We start from the raw sequence: 22,466 nt of genomic DNA on the forward strand, positions 1-22,466 counted from the left end.
AATATGAAAACTATAAAAATCAGTATCTATTTGATCATAGGGGTTTTGATGATGTCAAATACCTCTGAGCTATACGCTCAAATGCAAGTCTTGGTGGACACCAAAAAGTCATTTGAAGCAATCAATAGGTTGGAAATTAGTAGTTCATCCTTGGAAGTGGAATATATCGGTGATCCAAATATGAGTGTAGTGTCTGTTGAGGCATATTTGGAGTCAACCCAAGACGGTCAGGATATAGTTTTCGTGACATTGGGAGAAGTGTTGAAGATTTCTTATCAACAAAACGGATTAAGAAATACCAGCTGGGGGTCTAATCAAACGAAAGGGCATATTAAAATAAAAGGTCCTGAAAATATTCAGCTTAGTATGAATGGCGGATCAGGGAAAATCAAGATAAATAGGGTGTCCTCAGAATTAACTTCTTTAAAGGTAGGTTCAGGTCATTTGGAAGTTGCTAATATTCGTGGGAATTTGGAAACAAGTGCAGGTTCTGGAAGGGTTGATATATCGGATGTCAATGGCTACATCAAACTATCAATGGGTTCTGGAACTGCCAATCTTTCTGATTTATTTGGGGATGCTGATGTGTCTTTTTCAAGCGGAAGCTTTAAGGCAAACAATGTAGAAGGATTATTATCTTTATCTGTAAGCTCTGGAAATGCAAAATTGTCAAATGTAGCGCAAATAGGAAATGTATCAATCTCTTCTGGATCTGTAAAAGCTGAGAAATCAGGATTAAGTGCTATGACTAATCTTAAAGCTTCTTCGGGAAGTATTAAAATCTATACAGATTCCAACCTGAATGATTACAATTATAACTTGAAAGCTACCTCAGGTTCATTGAGAGTAGGGGATCAACGAAAAGGGAAAACCTTGCAAATAAACAATGGATCTCCAAATATGGTCAATGGTTCTGTGAGTTCAGGTTCCATTTCTATTGAGAATTAATACTTCATAAGTTTTTTTAGAAAAGCACGGGAAACACATTGGTGTTTTTTGTGCTTTTTTCTTTTGATAAAACTCTTTTCCAAATCAAGAGATTAAAGATTGCTGAAAATCATTTCAAATACCAGTCTAAAGAATTGGCCTGAGTATTATTGAGGCTGGTAATAACGTCAGAAATTTAACTTCACTTCATCAAGACATACCTTTTAGCAAAGGAGTGTTTACATAAACTATAAATCAATAAATAAGTCGGAGAGTTAATTGCTTTTTGATCGAAGAGTGTATATTTATTTTTCAATTGTCTTCAAGGTTAAAAGAGTATCATCTAAACTTTGAGAAAAAGAATAATATCAAGATAAAACAACTCTTAAGATGCAAAAAACGGTCATATTGCTACTAGGTCCCTTGATTTTTATAGTATCAATATTGATGGATCCCATTGGAGGAATGACTGGATATTCACAAATCGTTTTTGGAGCTACCATTTGGATTGCTTTATGGTGGGTGACTGAGATTGTTCCAATACCTGTCACATCCTTACTTCCGATAGTCTTATTTCCAATGACAGGAATTATGGATGTGAAAAGCACAACGATCAATTATGGAAATGACATCGTGTTTTTATATCTGGGAGGTTTTTTGATCGCAATTGCTATTGAGAAATGGAATCTTCATAGAAGAATAGCACTATCGATATTATTGTCGGTAGGGAGTAGATTGAGCTTTATAATTTTGGGTTTTATGCTTGCTACCGCATTTCTTTCAATGTGGATTTCAAACACAGCTACAAGTGTTATGATGTTACCCATAGGTCTTGCAATCGCTGGACAAATTGAGAAAAACGACATGTCGGGGATTGCCATTGGGAATGGTTTTGGGAAGGTTCTAATGTTTGGTATTGCTTATGGAGCTTCTATTGGTGGGTTGGCAACTTTGATTGGTACACCTCCAAATCTGGTTTTGGTGGCAATAGTCTCTGAACTTTATGGGATTGAGATCAATTTTTTGGATTGGTTTATCTTAATGTTTCCTTTGAGCGTTTTGCTGTTGCTTATTTGTTGGTTTTACTTGACTCGTTTTTATGGTGTGACACACAAGCGAATGACGACTGGTAGTCAAACGATCAAGGAAGAATTGGCGAAGTTGGGAAAAATTAGCTATGAAGAAAAAATGGTCGCAATCATATTTCTTCTGACTGCAGTAGGGTGGATAACCAAATCAATTTTATTGGAAAAATATTTTAGTGGCATCAATGATACAGTGATAGCAGTGATCGGTGGGATGTTGATGTTTATTGTGCCTGGAAAGGATAAAAAACCACTGATGGAATGGAAGGATGCCATAAAAATCCCATGGGATATCATACTTCTATTTGGAGGAGGACTGGCTTTGGCAGAAGGGTTCAAAGAAAGCGGATTGACAATGTGGATAGGAAGTAACTTTACTGTTTTAGAAGGCGCGTCACTGATTCTGGTAATGCTTTTCCTTGTTGGGGCTATCAATTTTCTGACAGAGTTGACTTCTAACTTAGCCACTACGACTATTATATTACCTATTTTGGCTGCATTGGCATACAGTATGGAAATCCATCCCTATGGTATCATGGTTGGCGCGACCCTTTCCGCTTCTTGTGCATTCATGTTGCCGGTAGCCACACCTCCCAATGCCGTCGTGTTTAGCTCTGGATTGTTCACAATTAGGGAAATGGCAAAGACTGGGTTTGTTTTGAATTTAATCTCAATCATATTGATTTCCCTGTATGTTTATTATTTCATGCCCTTGGTGTGGGGTATAGACTTGTTCAATTTTCCGCAAGATTTTAACAAGTAGGTAATTTGGTAAGGCAGAGAAATGACTTCCACTAAATTTGAAAGTTTCAAAAGGTTTATCCTTTTTATGAGTTCTTCTATTCCTCCCTTGTCTTAATTCGGATAACTCTTTCCTGTTCCTCTCCTTTCAGTCGCAAGAGTCGTACAATTCTATCAGGGCTGGGTTTCCCAAGTGATAAAAAGACTATTGTAAGTGCGTAGGCAATGATGTATCCATTGTTTTCAAAAATGAACAATCCCAAAGAGCATAAAATGCTACTTAAAAACAATATCCAAAACCTTTTCGTCGTAGCTTGTTTGTACAAATGGATTTTGGTTTCCAAATCCTGTTTTTCATTCAGGATTTTTCCTATTGATTTGTGAAAGTTCCAATAATGAACAGCTAATAAGCCATAAATCAATCCCAACAAAATATAATCTAAAGAATCCGGCAAATCATACGAAGCCCGACTAATGGATTCACTTTGAGAATATAAATATACTATTGCGAAAAAAGGAATGGAACACGCGATCAAAATCAGTGTGTTCCTTTCAAGTTTTTCATAAATTGGCCTTATGGGGTCTTTTTCCAAAATCTTCTTATTCTATGATTATTTTGATATCGCTGCTGGCTGGTTTTGAAGAACAGCATAAAATGTAACCTTCTGCAATCTCTCCTTCACTAAGCCCTGCATCTTCGATCATGTCAACTTTTCCAGAGACCAAACGGCCTCGACAGGCAGTACAAAGTCCGCTTTGGCAACTGTATGGCATGTCAATATTGTTGTCTAGCCCTGCTTCCAAGATCGTTTTTTCAGGAGATACCTCATAGGTGTAATCTTGTCCTTCTACACTTACAGTAACTTCTCTTGTCAATGATGGAGCCATTTCACCACTAGCTTTGAGTGCCGTCTCTTTGGCATCAAGATCTGTATAGAAGCTTTCCTCAAAGATCAAGTCTGTAGGGATGTTGATTTCCTTGAAAGTGTTTAAAGTAGTGGTCATCAATCCTTCTGGGCCACAGACAAAATATTTTTTGCTCGTTGTAGATTTGTCATCGCTCCAATTTAAGACTTCCTTAACTTTGTTTGAATCCAACCTGCCTCTCATGCCTTTCCAATCAGGATTAGGTTGACTGAGGTTGTGTATGATCTCTAAGTTTTCAGCATATCGTTCTTTGAGTGCCTCGAATTCTTTTTTGAAGATAATTTGCTCTTCAGATCTTGAACAGAATAGAATAGTCACTTTAGATGCTGGCTCATTTACCAAGACAGATTTTGTGATCCCCATGATGGGAGTGATTCCACTTCCTCCAGCCAACATAAAGTATTGCGTCTTGTTTTTGGAGTGAAAAGAAGTAGTGAAATTCCCCAAAGGTTTCATAATCTCAATGGTTTTTCCAGGTCTTATGTGGTCATTGAGGTAATTCGATACTACACCTTTGTCTACACGCTTTACCGTAATGCCAGGATATGGGTCAACATAAGGAGAAGTACAGAGACTGTAAGATCTTCTTTCCTCTTTTCCGTTGATTTCTAATATGACTGTGATAAATTGACCAGGCTTGTAGTCTAAATATGGCTCTGGCTGTTCAAAGAATATACTCACTGTATCGGGAGTTTCTTTGACTACTTCCCTTACTTTCAGTGATAAATATTGTTCGCCTTTAGACGGCTCGTTTTTTTTCTTTTTGAATAAATTAAACATTCCCGCTTATCCTTTACACGTTTATCTAAATAGGAAAGCTTCATCATTTATGCACGGAATTTAAATTTGAAGCTCCCTAACTATTTTATTACATAATCGATTTTGAAAATGATTTGTTTCCCTAGTTTTTTAGATTTTTAGGGATAATTTCATTTCCAATTCCTATATGCAAATGTACTCAAAGAAAAATTAATCAGTTCTATAAAAGCAAACCAGTATTCTTTTTAGGACTAAATTTTGACATTAATTTGCATAAGTACCTTAAGATTCTCCATTTTAAAGGCTAAATTTGCATCCTCAAAACAAAAGCTAATCCCATGAATTTGACTAACCTGACAGCCGTAAGTTCGATTGACGGCAGGTATGGTAGCAAGACTGCACCATTAAGACAATACTTTTCAGAATTTGCCTTGATCAAATATCGAGTTCACGTAGAAGTAGAATATTTCATTGCTCTTTGTGAGCTGCCACTTCCTCAGCTAAAGGGTTTTGATAAAAGTCTGTTTGGATCTTTGAGAGAATTGGTGAAAAATTTCAGTGTAGCTGATGCGGAAAGCATCAAGGAAACCGAGAAAGTGACTAATCATGATGTGAAAGCAGTTGAGTATTTTTTGAAGGAAAAATTTGATGGCTTGGGATTAGAAACTTTTAAAGAGTTTATTCATTTTGGTTTGACATCTCAGGACATCAACAATACTTCCACACCATTGATGCTCAAAGATGGCCTTGAAGAAGTGATTTTACCTGTTTTGGAGGAAGTCTTGGCGAATCTAAAAAGTAGGGTGGAAGAATGGAAAGATATATCAATGCTAGCCAAGACACATGGTCAGCCTGCTTCCCCGACGAAGTTGGGTAAGGAGTTTCAGGTGTTTGTGACAAGGGTTGAAAAACAGCTTGAGCTTCTAAAGCAAGTTCCTTATTCTGCAAAATTCGGTGGTGCTACTGGAAATATGAATGCTCATCACGTCGCATATCCAGAGATTGATTGGATGCTTTTTGCCAACGGTTTTGTGGCAAATTATCTTGGTTTGGATAGAAGTTATCCAACTACACAGATCGAGCATTATGATAACCTAGCAGCACTTTTTGACGGTTTGAAGCGTATTAATACCATCCTTTTGGATTTGTCCAAAGATGTGTGGCAGTATGTAGCTATGAATTATTTCAAGCAAAAAATAAAAGCAGGAGAGATTGGTTCATCAGCCATGCCTCACAAAGTGAATCCAATAGATTTTGAAAATGCCGAAGGGAATCTAGGAGTAGCAAATGCATTGTTGGAACATCTTTCTGCCAAATTGCCAATCAGCAGATTGCAGCGAGATTTGACTGACAGTACGGTGTTGCGTGTTATTGGTGTGCCTTTGGGACATATGCTGATAGCTTTTGAGTCCTTGAACAAAGGTCTGAACAAGCTAGAATTGAATGCCGCGGCCATTGAGGTAGATCTTGAAGATAACTGGGCTGTTGTAGCGGAAGCTTTGCAGACAGTGTTGAGAAGAGAAGGATATCCTAAGCCTTATGAAGCCTTGAAAGACCTTACAAGAACAAATACTAAAATAACAGCAGAATCAATTTCTGATTTTATAGAAACCTTACAGGTAGATGATCAAATCAAGGCTGAATTGAAAAAAATCACCCCTTTCAATTATACAGGGATTGCTTAATTTTCACTTTTGAAATGAATCTTGCTTTTGCCAAAATCTAAAAAATTGGACAAAGGCAAGATTCTTATAGCATTGTTATTAGTTTCTTTAAAATTTTTGCCAAATAAGGTTCTAAGAAGCCGAATTATTCTATTTTTACCATAGTAGAGCTTGATTTTTCAGGTTTCAGAGATTTTAACCAGCCCAATCTTTCCTATGAACAAATCAAAAAATATATTTTCCCATCTTGGTTCAGATCTTCCTGCTGGATTGGTAGTGTTTTTGGTGGCTTTGCCATTGTGTTTGGGTATAGCTTTGTCATCTGGAGCACCTTTGTTTTCTGGGATCATTGCTGGAGTGATAGGTGGCATTGTAGTTGGATATTTATCGGGTTCAAGTACTTCCGTTTCCGGACCAGCAGCAGGACTTACGGTCATAGTATTGAATGCCATCACTGATTTGGGTGCCTTTGATGTATTCTTACTTGCTGTAGTACTTGCAGGAGTGTTTCAGATTATTTTGGGAATAGTAAAAGCCGGTGTGATTGGTTATTATTTTCCCACATCTGTAATCAAGGGAATGCTTGCAGGGATTGGGATAATATTGATAATCAAGCAGATTCCATATGCGTTTGGGGTAAATGAAACACAAAACCTCGCTAAATATATCCCATTTGTAAATGACTGGGAAGCAGTTTTGGATTTGAGGAATTTAGCTAATGAATTTGATTTTGGGGCGTTGATAATTACAGTTGTTTCATTGGTAATCTTGATTCTATGGGATAAGCCATTTGTCAAGAGAAACAAAATATTAAAATTGATACCTGGGCCATTGTTGGTTGTAATACTAGGTGTTGGAATCAATAAATTCTTCAAATTTGTTGTCCCAACTTTGTATTTGGACATAGAAGATAAGGTTGTCTTGCCCCAGGTGCAAAGTTGGGAAGGGTTTACTACACTTTTTACTTTTCCTGACTTTTCTGCAATAGGGAATTCCGAAGTTTGGCTAGTAGCGTTTACAATAGCAATTATAGCCAGTTTGGAGACACTATTGAGCTTAGAAGCGGCAGATAAAATTGATCCATACAAGCGGGTTTCTCCTCCAAATCGAGAGCTTTTTGCACAAGGTACCGGCAATATCTTAAATGGACTTATCGGAGGACTACCTGTTACGGCTGTTATTGTAAGGAGCTCTGCCAATATCACTTCCGGAGCAAAAACAAAAATGTCAGCGATATTCCACGGAGTACTTTTGGTTCTTAGCGTTCTTTTGATCCCAACTTTGCTCAACCTGATACCATTGGCTTGCCTAGCAGCTATTTTACTCTTGGTTGGTTACAAACTAGCTAAAATATCTTTGTTCAAGACTCAGGCAAAGTTGGGCTGGGATCAGTTCCTTCCTTTTATAGTTACCATTTTAGGAATAGTGATTTTTGATCTGTTGATCGGGATAGGTTTGGGGATGGGAGTGGCCATTATCTATATTCTACTGAGAAACTTTCAGAATTCCCATGTGCTGACAGTAAAAGGCCACAAGGATTCGCCTGATTCAATCAGAATAATTCTATCTGAAGAAGTAAGTTTTTTGAACAAAGGAGCTTTGATCAAAACACTTGAAGAAATTCCAAATGGAAAACATGTGGTAATTGATGGTGCCAATTCCAAAATTATAGATTATGATGTGTTGGAGGTGATAGAAAACTTCAAGATCAATGCAAAAGAAAGAGATATTGAAGTAGATACCATCAAAATCAAATCAGTAAAAATAGGTGGTTTACATTAGTCTTTTTTGAGGAAAATCTCCGCCATCATGCACCTAGCACTTCCTCCGCCAAGTTTTTCTATTGTCGGGATGTTTGGAGTGATTATTTGTGTGTATTTGTTGATATTTTCTTTTTGGGCTTTGCTCAATGAATCAAAAGCCGCCTGGGACATGACAGTGAATTTTTCACCTTTTTTATTTTGTACCTCTAGCATGTTTCCTGCAAAGTTGAATTTTTGCTTTGCAGTGATTGGAATGATTTTCTTCCCTGAATTCTCCAATCTGGACTGTAGATTCAATCTTTCCGTAGTATTTGGAATACTTTCCAGGCAGACAATTGCTATCTCAGACCCTATATGCATCATTACATTGGTGTGGTAGATAGGCGATGCCACTCCATTGATAATTTGTGTTGCGTCAAAATCTACAATGTCAAATTCAAGTAACCTACCCAAATATTCCAAGGGTACTTGATGGGTTCTCAAAGACCTACAGGCATAAGCTATTTGGTTCACTCTATCCAAAATCAGACTCCCTGTTCCTTCTAAAAACTGTTCGTCCTGTTCAAAAAAACTAAGGTCAATAATTTCACTTACCTGATAACCCGATTGGATCAGACTTTCAATAATGTCTTTTCTCCTCTCCAATCTTCTATTTGGCGAAAACATCGGATACAATATCACTTTTCCATCTTCATGCGTACTAAACCAATTATTTGGGAAAATCGAATCTGTTTTTTTAGGTTCAATTGAATCTTCAATCACAATAATCTCGACACCTTTACTTTTCAACAATGCTACAAAACCATCAAATTCTTGTTGGGCGATTTTATTGATTTCGAGGCTGTCTCTTTCGTCTTGCTTCTGGTAAAAGTTATTGGCAGCAGTTTCAGGATTGAAGCCAAAGTTTGCAGGACGAACCATCAAGATGGTGGAGGAGGTTTGGGAAGGCATTTTTTTATTATTAAGCCTAAATTTACCTGTTTTTTTCGTATCTATAAAGCGTCGGCTGAATATTGAATCGCTTTTCGCTCAATGTAAAATAACTGTTTCCATTTGGAGAAAAGCCAATAGCTTCGCCTTGAGGTTCCGGCTTATAAGGGAGCTTCATAGGAGCAGTTTTCATCGTTTCGGAGATTGATACGCCTTCTTTTCTTTCCCAATAGAATACATTAAAATAATTTTTGACAAGGATTTGTGAGCCATCAGAAGAAATGTCTCCAGCTACAGCCATTGTAAATGGAAGTTTCATCACTTCTTCCAATTCAACTTCACCTTTATTAAAAGCATCAATTGGAGCTTTGTAAAGTGTATTAGAGCTGTCCCTTTTGGATATGATGTAGATGGTCTTTTCGATAGGGTCAACCATCAGAGTCTCTGAATCCCTCGGGCCATCAGGATAGGTTAGAGTAAGTATCTCGGGCTTTACAGATTGTTCTTTAGATAAAGCATTTGGTTCAGGGAATCTGAAAATTTTGATATTTGGATACTTCCCTTGGTTGTCTCCGATTTCACCTATATAAACATATGATTTGTTTTTGTCAGGCCCTGGACCGATAGCAATATCCTCCCAGTCTCTGTTTTTGACATCATCCAAGGTTATTTTCCCCAAATCATTTCCCAAAGTATCTATCATATATACATAAGGGTCTCCACCGCTGTCATTATGGGTGTAGATCAGGTTGGCATGTTTTCTTGAAAAAACCAATCCGCTTGCTTCATCTATTTCTTTATTTTTCAATATCCCCATTTTCTGTGGACTGGAATAGATAGAGTCTTGATAGGTAGGAATAAGAGGGAGTTTCTTTGTTTGAGGAGCAATCTGCCCAAGCCACATTGGGATTGTAAAAATTACCAAGAAGGCTTTGAAAATGTAATTCATCATTGTATTCATGATTTTTAAAACGTCAAATTTTAAGCCTGATTTACAGGGGCAAAGTTAATCCTTGTTAAAAATGATTATGCCACCAAATCAAAAGTTTTGGTGGCATAATTGTAAATACGATTATCCTCTTCTTAGCCAGTTAGAAATAAATAAACCATTATGTTGCAGATAATTGTCAACGAATTGGGAAAATCCACTTTTGGAGAAATTTATTTTAGCTAATTGTAAAGAAACATTTGTGCTTATTCGGACAATGTGAAATTGGCAAATTAGTCCTCGTTTGGAACACCTTCGATATTGGAAATTTGAGCCATGTATGGTCTGATTGGACTCCAGTCAGCTACTGACAATCCTCTCAAATCCAACGTTGCGCCACCGTTTTCAGAAGCACCTGGTGTAGTGTCAAGCAATGCGCCAGCTTCCATCATTTCACCCAATACAGTCACATCAGTCACACCGGTGTTTCTCATGTTGATTCTGTAAAGAGTCGTGAAGTTTTTGATAGTAGTCAAGCCAGTATTTCCCATAGGTACTTCTCTTAGGATAATTTCTTTCATTCCAGTATTTTTAGACAAAGCACTGATATCCGAAATTCCTCTTGTAGTATTTGCATTGAAATATGTCAATGTAGTGTATTCAGAGATAGGAGAAAGGTCTGTAACGGCAGTGTTGTTCATTCTCAAATATTCGACCTTTTTTAAGTCTTTGATAGGATCAAGGTTCGTAACTTTGGTTGTTCCGAAGTGCAGGTAAGTTAGGTTTTCTGCGAATTCAAGACCAGTCAAGTCGGCTATTTCACTGATAGTTCCAGCGAAATCATCTCCGCCATCAATCGTAAGCTGTTCTAATCTTAGCATATCTTCAGATGTGATTGGTGCAGAAGCTTCCAATTCCAAAGCTAGTCTTACTTGCGTAGCTAAGTTTGTGTCTGGAATATTTACAATTTGAGGTGTATCAGGTTCTGGATCATCTGAACAGCTAAAGCTGAATACGGCCACTAAGCAAAGGGTCAAAATTGACCAAGATTTGATAAAATTCTTCATTTTGTTTGTGATTAGTTGATTTTTAAATATTTGTAAAGATTAGGTCTTGTAGTGCTATTTAGTTCTTCACTTACTGTAAAGTAGTTTCCATCGAGGTCAAAGCAAATTGCTTCTCCCTGAGGTTCGCCAACATATGGTGCTTTGATTGGCCTCCTGCTGAGCATTTGTACCATGCTTTCATCATCTGCTTTTTCCCAATAGAAAATTTCTTGTCTGTTTTTGATCAGTACTTTGTCTCCTGCTAGATTACTTGTGGCAGCAGATGTTTCTCTAAAGCCAAACTCGCCAGCTTTGAATGCAGCATCCTTAACTTCCGTTTTTTGTGGATATGGAAGTACATAAAGGAAAGAGACCACATCTCTTTTGGTAGCTAAGAAAATGTCAAGAGTAACTGGATCAACCAATAGACCTTCGGTATCATGACTTCCATCAGGGAATTCGAAATCTATCTTGTCTATTTCCAGATCTGAAAGCGTTATTGTCTGCCCTGAGTGTGACTCTTGATATTCAGGTTCTTTGAATCGGTATATTGTGTAAGAACCTCTTCTTTCTTGATTGTCACCAGTATCACCCACATATAGATACGTTTCACCTTTTTCAGGACCATTTGAAATCTCTATGTCTTCCCAATCTATATTTACTGTTCCTTCGATTCTATATCTGGTAATTATTTCACCGGTTTCAGCATCGATTAGGAATAGCATGTTTGTATTTCCTGAGTCTTGATGTGACCAAAGTTTCCCTGGGTTTTTGTAACTATATGCCAGTCCTGATGCTTCTCTTAGCGCAACAGTCCCTTTTACTTCAGCAGATGGATTCCATTTTTCTGAAAAGGGCATTGAAAATGTATTGTAAACCGCTTTAAATGGTTCATGAGTTGACCAATTGTAACCAGTTTCAATAGGGTTGGAATCATCGACACATGATTGGCTAGATATAGCAAAAATCATCACGATGACTAGAAAATAATACTTCATAAGGTTCTAATAAAAATGGAGCGGAAAAATTCCGCTCCATTGAGAGTTTGATTAGTTTCTTGCTCCGAATGCTCCGAAGTGAGCTTTTGGAGCAGGAGGAGCGAAGTTTAATGCTCCGTCCAAAGAAGTGTAAGCAGCATGAACAGGTTCGAAATCTGTTTTTCCACCAGTCAAGGCTGGAGAACCTGCTTTTAGATGGAAATCTGCATTTGCTGGAATAGGGTCAATGTTTCTAGCCAAAGGATCAGTGCTTACATTTGAATTACCACCAAAAGTGAATGAACTTGGATCATAATTTTCAAACATTGGATCATTTTCTTTTGGAGCACCTGCGATGTCAGTAGTAGGAACTGGAGTTCTAGGATCATTTCCAATCAAGCCTACTGATGTTGTAGCACTGGTAGGGTAGAATTCATCTGTGATCGTTTGTACTGCACCATAGTTCCAGTTGTAACCATAATTGATTGATTCCACTCTTGGCTGAGATTCACCCGAGACGAGTCTTAGTCCAAATCTGTTGTTGACCAAAAGGTTGTTGTGAACATCACCATAAGCGTCAGATTCATAGTTTAATCCCGCACCTCTACCTGGCTCAGACCTTCTGTAGCCTGAGTTGAGGATAGTGTTATTGTAGAAATTAGTGTGACATTTACCTCTTTCTCCTGGTCCTGTATCAGCTGATTTAAGACCATTGGTAGCTAGGTTATAGAAAAGGTTGAACCCAAAATCACCAGAAGTTCCAGCTTTGATATTCACCGCATCACCACCAGTTCCACCTGTTACTTCAAAGGTGTTGTATGTCATCAAAGTTTTTCCACCGTTGATTCTGATTGCGTCATCTGGGCAGAATGCTATTCTTGAATTATTCAAAACAAATATACCATCCTGTCTCATTTCATTTTGTCTGATATAGTAAATGGCATAACTAGCATCTCCAGCGCTCAATTCACCTCCACCACCTGTAGATGGTTGGGTCATTACATTTTCTTCTCTAGCAGCACCACCGGCATGAAGGATGTCTGTGTAAAGGATTACCAAGTCACCAGCTACGTTTGTGCCGATTACACCACCCCAAAGCTGGCCAGTTCCATTGTTTTTTGGAGAATTGATAAGTGCTTCTGATGCAGTCAGGGTAACTCTTGCACCTTCTTCACCTTGAATATACAATGATCCCAAAACCTCAATAAACCATGCTTCACCATTTGTTCCTTCTTGAAATTCAAGTGTAACTCCAGCAGGAATTGTCACTGATTGGTTTGCAGGTACGGTCAAGTCTCCAACAACCTTGTAAGTCTCGCCTCTTTCAAATTCGATCTCATTCATATTTCCAGAAATACCTTCAAGTACTTCTTCTGGATTTTCATCGATAGGATCTATTTCTCCATTATCATCACAGCTCATGATAGCCATTGACAATAATGCTAATAATAGAAGTGATTTAATCGTTCTCATATTCATTATAGTTTAGTTGTAATTCTTATTTAAAGTGTATAGCGAACGCCCAACCTGAATGATTGTCCAAAAAGGTCTCTTCTAACATTTGCGATGTTGAAAGGATCAGTTTGATATGGGTATGGGTCAGTTGGGATTGTAAGTGGTTTTTTGATATATAGTTGATAGGGTGTGTTAAGGATATTGTTGACTTTCGCAAAAAGCACCATGCCATTTTTGAAACCTTTGTCTATTGAAAAATCCAATTGAGTCATCGGTTTCATATACTGATCAGCACCCAAGAATGGAGAGACTACTGCTATCCTTTCACCAGCATAATTCCCCACCAATTGGATATCCAACATGGCATTTTGGTTTTTGTATAGTAAACTCAGATTTGCGATGTGGTCAGACTGACCCTGTAGTGGACGTGTTTGATTCACTACAGAATTGGTTCTGTCCTCATTTATCAAAACTTTACTAGTCATGATTTCAGAATTTGTAAATGTGTAATTCATTCTGATACCAAACTGACTGAAATACTTGGTGTAATCGACTTCTACCCCAAAGTTGGTTGCGTCAGCAAAGTTTTGAGGAAGAATAGTCCTCGCGTTCGTAACTGATCCATCACTCTCAGGTTGAGGAAAGCCGTATTCTATAGGATCAATTATTTTTTTGTAAAAAACACCTATCAATATTTGGTCAGCACCAGATGGGAAAAATTCATATCTCAAATCAGCACTATGTCCGATGGAAGGTCTTAAGTTTTCATTACCTCTTTCAGTAAAAAACGAATCACCTCCTCCAGCACTTCTGATTGTTGGTACTATTTCATAAAAACCTGGTCGGCTTATCCCTTTGAAATAAGTTGCTCTTAGATTTGTCTTGTTGTTGATGCTATGTTTGATGCTAGCAGACGGGAAGATGTTTAAATAGTCTTGTTCCTTTTTCAGTTCAGTATTGTTGCTATTAGCTGAGATTGAATTTATTTCATATCCCTGAAAAGTTTGCTCTGCTCTCACTCCAGCTTGGAAGTTGGTTTTGTTTACCGTAACACTGGCATTGACATATCCCGCATAAATATTTTCATATGCATCATACACAAGGTTACTTCTATCCCCACTTCCTAAAGGGTTTGCCATTGCAGTGAATCGGACTTCTCCGAAATCATCCCAATCAACCCCTCTGAATTGCCCGAATATCTGTGCATAATTGTAAAAGTTAAAATAGTTGTCTCTAACTTTATTTCTTCCTAATGCTCCAAATAGGATTTCGGTTTTTTCATTGATAATATTGGGATTGTATTTGAAATCTACATAAAGTGAAATGTCATCGTCCCGATTTCTTTCCCAAGCTCTAGAGTTTCTCGTTCCTTGAAAATAAAGAGATTCGTTAATGATCCTATTTTCTTCAGTGATAAGCGTACCTGCTCTTGAAAACACTCCATCATCAGGTCTGTCGTTTAGGGCGGAAGAGTAGATTGCCATCCAATTGGCTTGAAGATTTGGCAAAAGCTGATGTTCTCCTCTTAGATCCGCTGTGGTTATCGATTGGAAAATATTGCTAAATCTTGTTATTGGATAAACAGAAATGTTTGTAGTAGCCACAAAAGACTCTCTTCTCACTTGATCTCTTACTCTGAATTCGTTCAGAAGATAGTGTCCTAGGTATAAGCTAAACTTGTTTTTTGGATTTAGATTGTAATCCAATTTCCCATGTACAGCTGCTCTTGTTTGTTGGGAGCTTGTTTCTCTTTCAATCAACCTTCGCATATCCAGCGGATTCCCTAAGTTGAAGTTTGGTTCTGGATCATAAAAATAATTGGAAACAGGACGGTAAGAGTTTTGAAAACTTCCACCAAGCATCACTCCAAGTTTGTTGTCTAAATATCTATTTCCAAAAGTGAGATTAGCAAAAACATCTGGCATTGCTTTGCTTAAATCTCTGTTGATCATGTTTTCTACAGGGAAATCATCAGGTGTAGCTCTATAATTTGGACCGAATTGTTCTTTCGGTGAAAGCTTGTTCAAATTGGAGCGATCATAAGTTTGGAATGGCCTATCAAAATTCAGAGCATTGTAGCCAATTTGAAAGTCTCCTTCTATCATCAATTGTTCTGGAGCGCTTTTCATCACCATATTGACAGTTCCACCTATTGCATCGGCTTCCATGTTTGCTGTGAGTGATTTATAAACCTCCAATCTCTCCAAAAGTACAGCTGGAAAAATATCTAAAGGAACGAATCGATTTTCATTGTCGGGAGAAGGGATTTTGATGCCGTTGACTAAGGTGTTGTTGTACCTTTTGTCCATTCCCCTTACGATAGCATATTGTGGATCACCACTTGCATTTCTTTCTATAGATAGTCCCGAAACACGTTGGATCACATTTGCTACAGTGATGTCTGGAGATAACTGAATTTGTCTAGCAGAGATTACATTTAGGACACTTGCAGAGTTTCTTTCAAGTTGTCGGGCTTGGATATCTGTTCCTCGTGCACCTGAGGTAACTACAAATTCTGATAGGACTGCTTCATCAAATTCAAGATCAAAATCCTGAGTAGCTGTAGCACTTGGACTATTTACTTCTACAATTGCATTGATGGTAGCATAACCTACATAGGAAACAGTCAGATTATAAGTGCCTTGCGGGATGTTATTGAAAGAATACACACCATCAAGACCGGTAATAGTAGTATTCCCATATGCCGCGTCGGCACTTTTAATAACTACATTCGCTCCAATAAGGAGTTCTTTACTAGAAGTATCTCTGATTTTTCCGTTAATCTTAGCAGCAAACAAATCAGAAGAACCTATTAGCAAAAATGACAATAACAATAACTTGATCTTCATACCGCAAAGTTGCGACCGCTAGTTTGCTATATCATTTCCGAAATATTTTCAAATTGTTATTATAGCATTGTTTAATGTTTCCTTAAAGTTAATATAGTGTTTTGTTAAAGTTTAATTAATATTAACAAGGTGTTAAATATTTGTAATTGAGGTTTTTATATGTTGTTTTTCACACTTAGATAACAATATTAGGATGAAAATAATTGATCAAAAAATTTCGGCGTCTTCTTCAATTCAGGAATTGATTTTGAAAAAACAGTAATTTTCACCTGTTAGGAGAAAAATTTATCAGGACAGCGAAGTCAAGTCGATAATACATCTACTTTTAATTCAATTTTATAATTATTGGCATTTTCCAGTAATGAATTAAAGCAATCCATCATGGAGCTGAGAATCATACTTTATTTTAACCTTTTCCAGATTTTTGAAGACAAAAAAAAGCGGCTAGAACATCTAGCCGCTTTATGTATTTCTTGATCAACTTGATCTTACTCTGCGTTTTCTTTTTTATTTACTGTGATACTTAGTTCCTCTCCTTCACCAGAGTAATCAGCAGTGATAACATCTCCTTCGGAAAGTTCACCTTTGAGGATTTCCTCAGCAAGAGCATCTTCAAGATACTTTTGGATTGCTCTGTTCAGAGGCCTAGCTCCATACTGTTGATCATATCCTTTTTCTGCTAAGAAATCTTTCGCTTTGTCAGTCAGCTCAATTTTATATCCCAAATCCGTAATTCTTCCGAATAGCTTATTTAAGCTGATTTCTATGATTTGATGAATATGTGACTTTTCTAGTGAGTTGAATACAACCACATCATCCAATCTATTCAAGAATTCTGGACTAAAAGCCTTTTTCAAAGCACTTTGGATAGTAGATTTCATCACTTCATCCATATTGTCAGTTTTGGCTTTGTTGGCAAAACCAATTCCTGCACCGAAATCTTTCAGGTCTCTTACTCCGATATTGGAAGTCATGATGATAATAGTATTTCTGAAATCTACCCTTCTTCCCAATCCATCTGTCAGAATGCCATCATCCAATACTTGAAGTAAGATATTGAATACATCTGGATGAGCTTTCTCGATTTCATCCAAAAGAACTACAGAATACGGTTTTCTTCTAACTTTCTCAGTAAGCTGTCCACCTTCTTCGTAACCTACATATCCTGGAGGTGCTCCAACCAATCTTGATACAGAGAATTTCTCCATATATTCTGACATATCAATTCGTACTAGAGAATCATCTTTGTCAAATAGGTATGTAGCTAGCATTTTGGCCAATTCCGTTTTTCCAACACCCGTTGGTCCTAGAAATATAAATGAACCAATTGGCTTTTTCGGATCTTTCAGACCAACTCTAGTTCTTTGAATTGCCTTCGTGAGCTTTTTGATTGCCTCGTCTTGCCCAATTACTTTTCCTTTAAGCTCTTCTGACATATTCAGCAATTTTGCTCCTTCTTTTTGAGCAATTCTTTTGGCAGGGATTCCTGTCATCATTGCAATCACTTCAGCTACATTGTCTTCTTCGACTTTGTACCTTTTTGATTTGCTATCCTCTTCCCACTTTACCTTGGCAGTTTCCAATTGTTCCAAGAGTTTTTTCTCTTTGTCACGCAATTGGGCAGCTTCTTCATATTTCTGGCTTTTGACAACCCGGTTTTTTTCAACTTTGATTTGCTCCACTTCCTCTTCCAGCTTCAAAATATCTTCCGGAACATGGATGTTGTTGATATGAACACGTGCACCTGCTTCATCCAAGATATCTATTGCCTTATCTGGTAAAAATCTATCAGAGATATATCTGTCAGAAAGTTTTACACAAGCTTCGATAGCTTCGTTAGTATAGATGACATTGTGGTGGTCTTCGTATTTGTCTTTGATATTGTTAAGGATTTGGACAGTTTCTTCTGGAGTGGTAGCATCTACCATTACCATTTGAAATCTTCTTGCCAAGGCTCCATCTTTCTCAATATACTGTCTGTATTCATCAAGTGTGGTGGCACCTATACATTGAATTTCGCCTCTTGCCAAGGCTGGTTTGAACATGTTGGAAGCATCAAGTGATCCACTTGCTCCACCAGCTCCTACGATAGTATGAAGTTCATCTATAAAAAGAATCACATTTGGAGATTTTTCAAGCTCGTTCATCACGGCCTTCATTCTTTCCTCAAATTGACCTCTGTATTTGGTACCAGCTACCAAAGATGCCAAATCAAGTGTCACAACTCTTTTATTAAATAAGACTCTTGATACTTTTTTCTGAATGATTCTCAATGCTAAACCTTCTGCAATTGCAGTTTTACCTACACCTGGTTCACCGATCAAGATTGGATTGTTTTTCTTCCTTCTCGACAAAATCTGCGCGACACGCTCAATTTCCTTTTCTCTACCTATGATTGGGTCAAGTTTGTCGTCCTCTGCCATTTTGGTTAGGTCTCTACCGAAATTATCCAAAACTGGAGTTCTAGATTTTTCGGCACCAGGTTTTGTAGATCCACTTGATGATCCACTACCTGAAGAAGAACCGAACAGCTTACTGCCATCTTCATCCGGATCATCAGCTTCCGCTTTAGATCTCGGACCTGAATCAGTCTGAAATTCCAACATCTCCTTTACGGAATCATAGTTGGTATCGAATTTCTGTAAAATTTGAGTGGCAATATTGTCTTCATCGCGCAGAATAGATAGCAACAGGTGTTCTGTTCCAATCAAAGCACTTTTGAAAATTTTAGCTTCTAAATAAGTGATTTTTAATACTTTCTCCGACTGCCTAGTCAATGGAATGTTGGCAAGGTTTTTTACATTGTGGTTTGCAGTGCCTTTGACTGCACGCTCCACAGAATTCCTCAGTTCGTCCAGAGGAACGCCTAACTTTTTCAATATGGAAACAGCCACGCCTTCACCCTCACGAATCATACCCAACAAGAGGTGTTCCGTACCTATGTAATCATGACCTAAGCGCAAAGCCTCTTCGCGACTTAGTGAGATCACCTCTTTGACTCTGTTTGAAAATTTTGCTTCCATTTATATCCTTTCTAAATGATTTGAAATCTTTACTAATGTTAAAGAATTTGTTTTAAAAACACAATTCTTTTAACGTTTGTTCAATGATTTTTTTGAGACTTTACCAAAATATTACTCGATTCCGGACCAACACAAAATAATAAATCAATGATACTTAAATTTGGAACAAAGTCTAAGCCAAACAATTGGCTGTAGGGAGCTGGTTGATAGATGTTGCGATCTTCAAACGGGCTTTTTGCACTTATTAAACCTCTTATGTCAATTGATTCGCTGTTTGTATCAGATTTATCAAGCTTCATTACTTTTATGTCCAACTGAAGTAGTTTCAGACAAACTGTCAGTAGTTCCATGTTGAAATCGGTTAATAAGTCAATCTTTTTTTGAAACACTTCCTCAATGTATGGAAAATAATATTCAAAAAAGGGTGCTTTTCCATAAGCGCTTTGGATTCCTCTCAAATGTACATTTACCCACTTTTGATTATAATCGATTTTGACAAGCTCTGTTCTGATTTTTTTATTGCCACCCAAAACAGGGATACTCAGTGTTTCTACCTTATTTGCGAGTCTTATTTGGCAGCGATTTCTATATGTTTGCTTTTGATAATTTTCTTGAATGTCCAATAAAACCATTTTCTCATTATGAATAGCTACAAAATGTTCAATGGGAGGTAGATAAAATAACTCTGTGATTATGGGCATTGTATTTTTGATGATTGGGGTGTTAATTAGCTTTTGAAATTTTATTTAAGAAGAATTTTTAAAGTATGTCTTCCAAATTCCCCAAACCTTCTCTTACTATCTCAATCTGATCATTTGTACAATCCAAAATTGTAGATCCAATATTGTTGCCATATCCTCCATCAATGACAATATCTACAAGGTTTTGGTATTTTTCATATATCAACTCAGGATCTGTACTATATTCAATTACGTCATCTTCATCCCTGATGGATGTAGTAAGAATTGGTTGCCCCAACTCTTTGACGAGCAACCTTGGGATTGGATGGTTTGGAACCCGGATACCGATAGTCTTTTTGTTACTGTTGAGTATTTTTGGTACAGAAGTGTTTGCTTCTAGGATAAATGTATAAGGTCCAGGAAGCGCTTTTTTCATTATTTTGAATACAGGAGTACTCAAAGCTCTCGTATATTCAGAGATATTGCTCAGGTCATAGCAGATAAAGGAAAAGTTATGCTTCTTTGCCTTTATTCCTTTGATTTGGCAAATCCTTTCTACCGCACGCTGATTGTGGATATCACATCCCATTCCATACACAGTATCTGTAGGATATATAATAACGCCACCTGACCTAAGGACATCTATGATTCTTTGGATCTTTTTTGGATCTGGATTTTCCGGATAAAGCTTTATGAATTCAGCAGCCATTTTGTTCGAATGTATTAGGTTTATAGTTTGATTTAATCTCAATTGGAGAATTTTCAACTTTTGTTATTGCAATACTTATTTACCAGTTCGTCCACAATCGGAAGATCTGCTGCTACCCAATTGAGATTGGATAGTTCGCAAAATGTTAGCCATTGGACTTTTTGATGTTCCCTAAGTTTCAATTCTCCTCCTATATAGCTACAAATAAACGGAATAAGTTCGATTTCTTTTGTTTCACTGTATTTGTGACGGGTGGTTCCAAGCTTTTCCTTCACTTCAATTTGAAGATTTAACTCTTCAAGAATCTCTCTATTTATGCATGCCTCATCTGATTCTCCATTTTCCACTTTTCCTCCTGGGAACTCCCATAATAGCGGATGAGCCATGTTTTTACCTCTTTGTGCACAGAGGATTTTTTCGTCTGAAATGATAATTGCACAAGTTACCCTAATGATTGCATGCATCAATTTTTGATTTTGATAAGCCCGATGAACAAAATTCCCTATTTTTGCGCTCAATCAAAGAGTTTTCTATTAATATTATGCTTGAGGATAAAAAAACGAAATACTATCTAATAGGTGTTATCACATTTTCGGTGTTGATGACTTCACTTTCATTCTACTTTTATCAGGCATTCTTCAGTCCAAATACGATTTTGGAAGGTGAAGAACCTTTCATGCTTGAAATCCCCAGCAATGCAACATTCAAGAATGTTTCCGATAGTCTTTATAAGGACGAAACAATTCATGATGTGATTACTTTTAGTTTTGTTGCAAAAATATTAGGATACCAAGATAATGTAAAGCCTGGATTATATAAAATCAATCCTAGGATGAGTAATTTGAATGTAGTAAAACTACTCAGATCAGCTAATCAAACACCTGTCAGGTTGACTTTCAACAATGTGCGTACGAAAGTAGATTTGGCTGAGAAAATCACCAGTAAGCTTGAATTGACAGATGAACAGTTTCTTAACTTATTGACAGATTCTGTAAATATCAGAAAGTTTGGATTTGAAGAAGAGACGATTATGGCCATGTTTATCCCAAATACTTATGAAGTTTGGTGGAATACAAGTGCCGAAAATCTCTTTGACAGGATGCATACTGAATACAGCAAATTCTGGACTGAGGAAAGAAAACAGAAAGCGAATGCACTTGGATTGACTCAAAATGAAGTTTCTACTTTGGCATCAATCGTACAAGCTGAAACACAAAAAGCTGACGAAAGACCAAAGGTGGCTGGAGTTTACTTGAATAGGTTGAGAATCAATATGCCATTGCAAGCTGATCCTACATTGGTGTTTGCTGTTGGAGATTTCAGTATCAAAAGGGTACTGAATGTGCACAAAGAAATAGACAGTCCATACAATACGTATAAGTATTTGGGTTTGCCTCCAGGGCCGATCAATTTGCCGGAAATTTCCGCTTTGGATGCAGTGCTGAACTTTGAAAACCATGATTATCTGTATTTTTGTGCCAAAGATGATTTTTCTGGCTATCATGCGTTTGCTACCAACTTGGCGGAGCATTTGATCAATGCCAGAAAATACCAAAATGCACTAAATCAAGCTAAAATTTATTGAGATGTTCAAAGCAGAAACACAAATAAGGGTACGATATGCTGAAACAGATCAGATGGGATACGTATATTATGGCAATTATGCCATGTACTTCGAAGTGGCGCGAGTAGAGGCGTTGAGATCTGTAGGTTTTTCTTATAAGAAAATGGAGGAAGAAGGAGTAATGATGCCAGTTTTGGAGCAATTTACCAAATACCTTAAACCGGGAAAGTATGATGAGCTTCTGACACTCAAAACTACAATCAAAGAAATGCCAGGTGTTAGAATTTCATTTGATTATGAGGTGTTTAATGAGAGTGAAGAAATGATCACTCAGGGAAAAACTATTCTGACATTTCTGAAAAAAAATACTCACAGACCGAGTAGACCACCGCAATATTTACTAGATTTATTGAAACCATATTTTGAATAGACTTTTTAA

18 protein-coding genes are annotated in these 22,466 nt (G+C 37.3%); 6 read left to right on the top strand and 12 right to left on the bottom strand.

The window, feature by feature from the left end:
• Positions 1-3 precede the first annotated feature (3 nt).
• Both MM236_RS13425 and MM236_RS13430 read left to right on the top strand, forming a co-directional pair.
• Positions 4-948: a DUF4097 family beta strand repeat-containing protein gene (locus tag MM236_RS13425; RefSeq protein WP_241275500.1), complete on the top strand. Its 945-nt coding sequence runs from the start codon at positions 4-6 to the stop codon at positions 946-948.
• 369 nt (positions 949-1,317) lie between these two features.
• Entirely contained in the window at positions 1,318-2,775 is a 1,458-nt protein-coding gene (locus MM236_RS13430) for an SLC13 family permease (RefSeq protein WP_241275501.1), read from the top strand.
• 76 nt (positions 2,776-2,851) lie between these two features.
• Here the strand turns inward: MM236_RS13430 and MM236_RS13435 are convergent, their stop codons facing one another.
• Entirely contained in the window at positions 2,852-3,346 is a 495-nt protein-coding gene (locus tag MM236_RS13435; protein WP_241275502.1) for a hypothetical protein, read from the bottom strand.
• Between the two features lie 7 nt (positions 3,347-3,353).
• Complete coding sequence (locus MM236_RS13440; RefSeq protein WP_241275503.1) at positions 3,354-4,460, bottom strand: ferredoxin--NADP reductase; 1,107 nt, start codon at positions 4,458-4,460, stop codon at positions 3,354-3,356.
• 317 nt (positions 4,461-4,777) lie between these two features.
• Here MM236_RS13440 and purB point away from each other — a divergent pair, with 317 nt between their 5' ends.
• Positions 4,778-6,124: an adenylosuccinate lyase gene (gene purB, locus MM236_RS13445; protein ID WP_241275504.1), complete on the top strand. Its 1,347-nt coding sequence runs from the start codon at positions 4,778-4,780 to the stop codon at positions 6,122-6,124.
• A 195-nt stretch (positions 6,125-6,319) separates the two neighbouring features.
• Positions 6,320-7,885 carry a SulP family inorganic anion transporter gene (locus MM236_RS13450; RefSeq protein ID WP_241275505.1) on the top strand — a complete coding sequence of 522 codons (1,566 nt, stop codon included), beginning with the start codon at positions 6,320-6,322 and terminating at the stop codon, positions 7,883-7,885.
• Here the strand turns inward: MM236_RS13450 and ctlX are convergent.
• The 10 genes from ctlX to MM236_RS13500 form a co-directional block, all read right to left on the bottom strand.
• Complete coding sequence (gene ctlX, locus MM236_RS13455; protein WP_241275506.1) at positions 7,882-8,817, bottom strand: citrulline utilization hydrolase CtlX; 936 nt, start codon at positions 8,815-8,817, stop codon at positions 7,882-7,884. The two genes, MM236_RS13450 and ctlX, sit on opposite strands and share 4 nt — an antisense overlap.
• Before the next feature lie 22 nt (positions 8,818-8,839).
• The gene (locus MM236_RS13460; protein WP_241275507.1) at positions 8,840-9,748 is read right to left on the bottom strand and encodes a hypothetical protein; all 909 of its coding nucleotides are present in this window, start codon (positions 9,746-9,748) and stop codon (positions 8,840-8,842) included.
• A 269-nt stretch (positions 9,749-10,017) separates the two neighbouring features.
• Positions 10,018-10,791, bottom strand: coding sequence for a leucine-rich repeat domain-containing protein (locus MM236_RS13465; protein WP_241275508.1), 774 nt, complete (start codon positions 10,789-10,791; stop codon positions 10,018-10,020).
• An 11-nt stretch (positions 10,792-10,802) separates the two neighbouring features.
• A complete protein-coding gene (locus MM236_RS13470) occupies positions 10,803-11,768 on the bottom strand; it encodes a hypothetical protein (protein WP_241275509.1) in 966 nt (321 codons plus the stop codon).
• A 51-nt stretch (positions 11,769-11,819) separates the two neighbouring features.
• On the bottom strand, positions 11,820-13,220 hold the full coding sequence (locus tag MM236_RS13475) for a hypothetical protein (protein WP_241275510.1): 1,401 nt from the start codon (positions 13,218-13,220) through the stop codon (positions 11,820-11,822).
• Positions 13,221-13,249: 29 nt separating this feature from the next.
• Positions 13,250-16,051, bottom strand: coding sequence for a TonB-dependent receptor (locus tag MM236_RS13480; protein WP_241275511.1), 2,802 nt, complete (start codon positions 16,049-16,051; stop codon positions 13,250-13,252).
• Positions 16,052-16,539: 488 nt separating this feature from the next.
• On the bottom strand, positions 16,540-19,074 hold the full coding sequence (locus MM236_RS13485) for an ATP-dependent Clp protease ATP-binding subunit (RefSeq protein WP_241275512.1): 2,535 nt from the start codon (positions 19,072-19,074) through the stop codon (positions 16,540-16,542).
• A gap of 80 nt (positions 19,075-19,154) precedes the next feature.
• Positions 19,155-19,775, bottom strand: a complete 621-nt coding sequence (locus tag MM236_RS13490) for a WbqC family protein (protein ID WP_241275513.1) — start codon at positions 19,773-19,775, stop codon at positions 19,155-19,157.
• Between the two features lie 58 nt (positions 19,776-19,833).
• Positions 19,834-20,463 (bottom strand): L-threonylcarbamoyladenylate synthase, encoded by a 630-nt coding sequence (locus MM236_RS13495; protein ID WP_241275514.1) that lies wholly within the window; start codon positions 20,461-20,463, stop codon positions 19,834-19,836.
• Positions 20,464-20,516: 53 nt separating this feature from the next.
• The gene (locus MM236_RS13500) at positions 20,517-20,981 is read right to left on the bottom strand and encodes a (deoxy)nucleoside triphosphate pyrophosphohydrolase (RefSeq protein ID WP_241275515.1); all 465 of its coding nucleotides are present in this window, start codon (positions 20,979-20,981) and stop codon (positions 20,517-20,519) included.
• Between the two features lie 23 nt (positions 20,982-21,004).
• On the opposite strand from MM236_RS13500, the gene mltG reads away from it, so the two are divergent.
• Positions 21,005-22,048 (top strand): endolytic transglycosylase MltG, encoded by a 1,044-nt coding sequence (mltG, locus tag MM236_RS13505; RefSeq protein ID WP_241275516.1) that lies wholly within the window; start codon positions 21,005-21,007, stop codon positions 22,046-22,048.
• Between the two features lies 1 nt (position 22,049).
• Positions 22,050-22,457 (top strand): acyl-CoA thioesterase, encoded by a 408-nt coding sequence (locus MM236_RS13510; RefSeq protein ID WP_241275517.1) that lies wholly within the window; start codon positions 22,050-22,052, stop codon positions 22,455-22,457.
• Positions 22,458-22,466 lie beyond the last annotated feature (9 nt).

This window comes from Belliella calami, assembly GCF_022549695.1.
Lineage (GTDB): Bacteria > Bacteroidota > Bacteroidia > Cytophagales > Cyclobacteriaceae > Belliella > Belliella calami.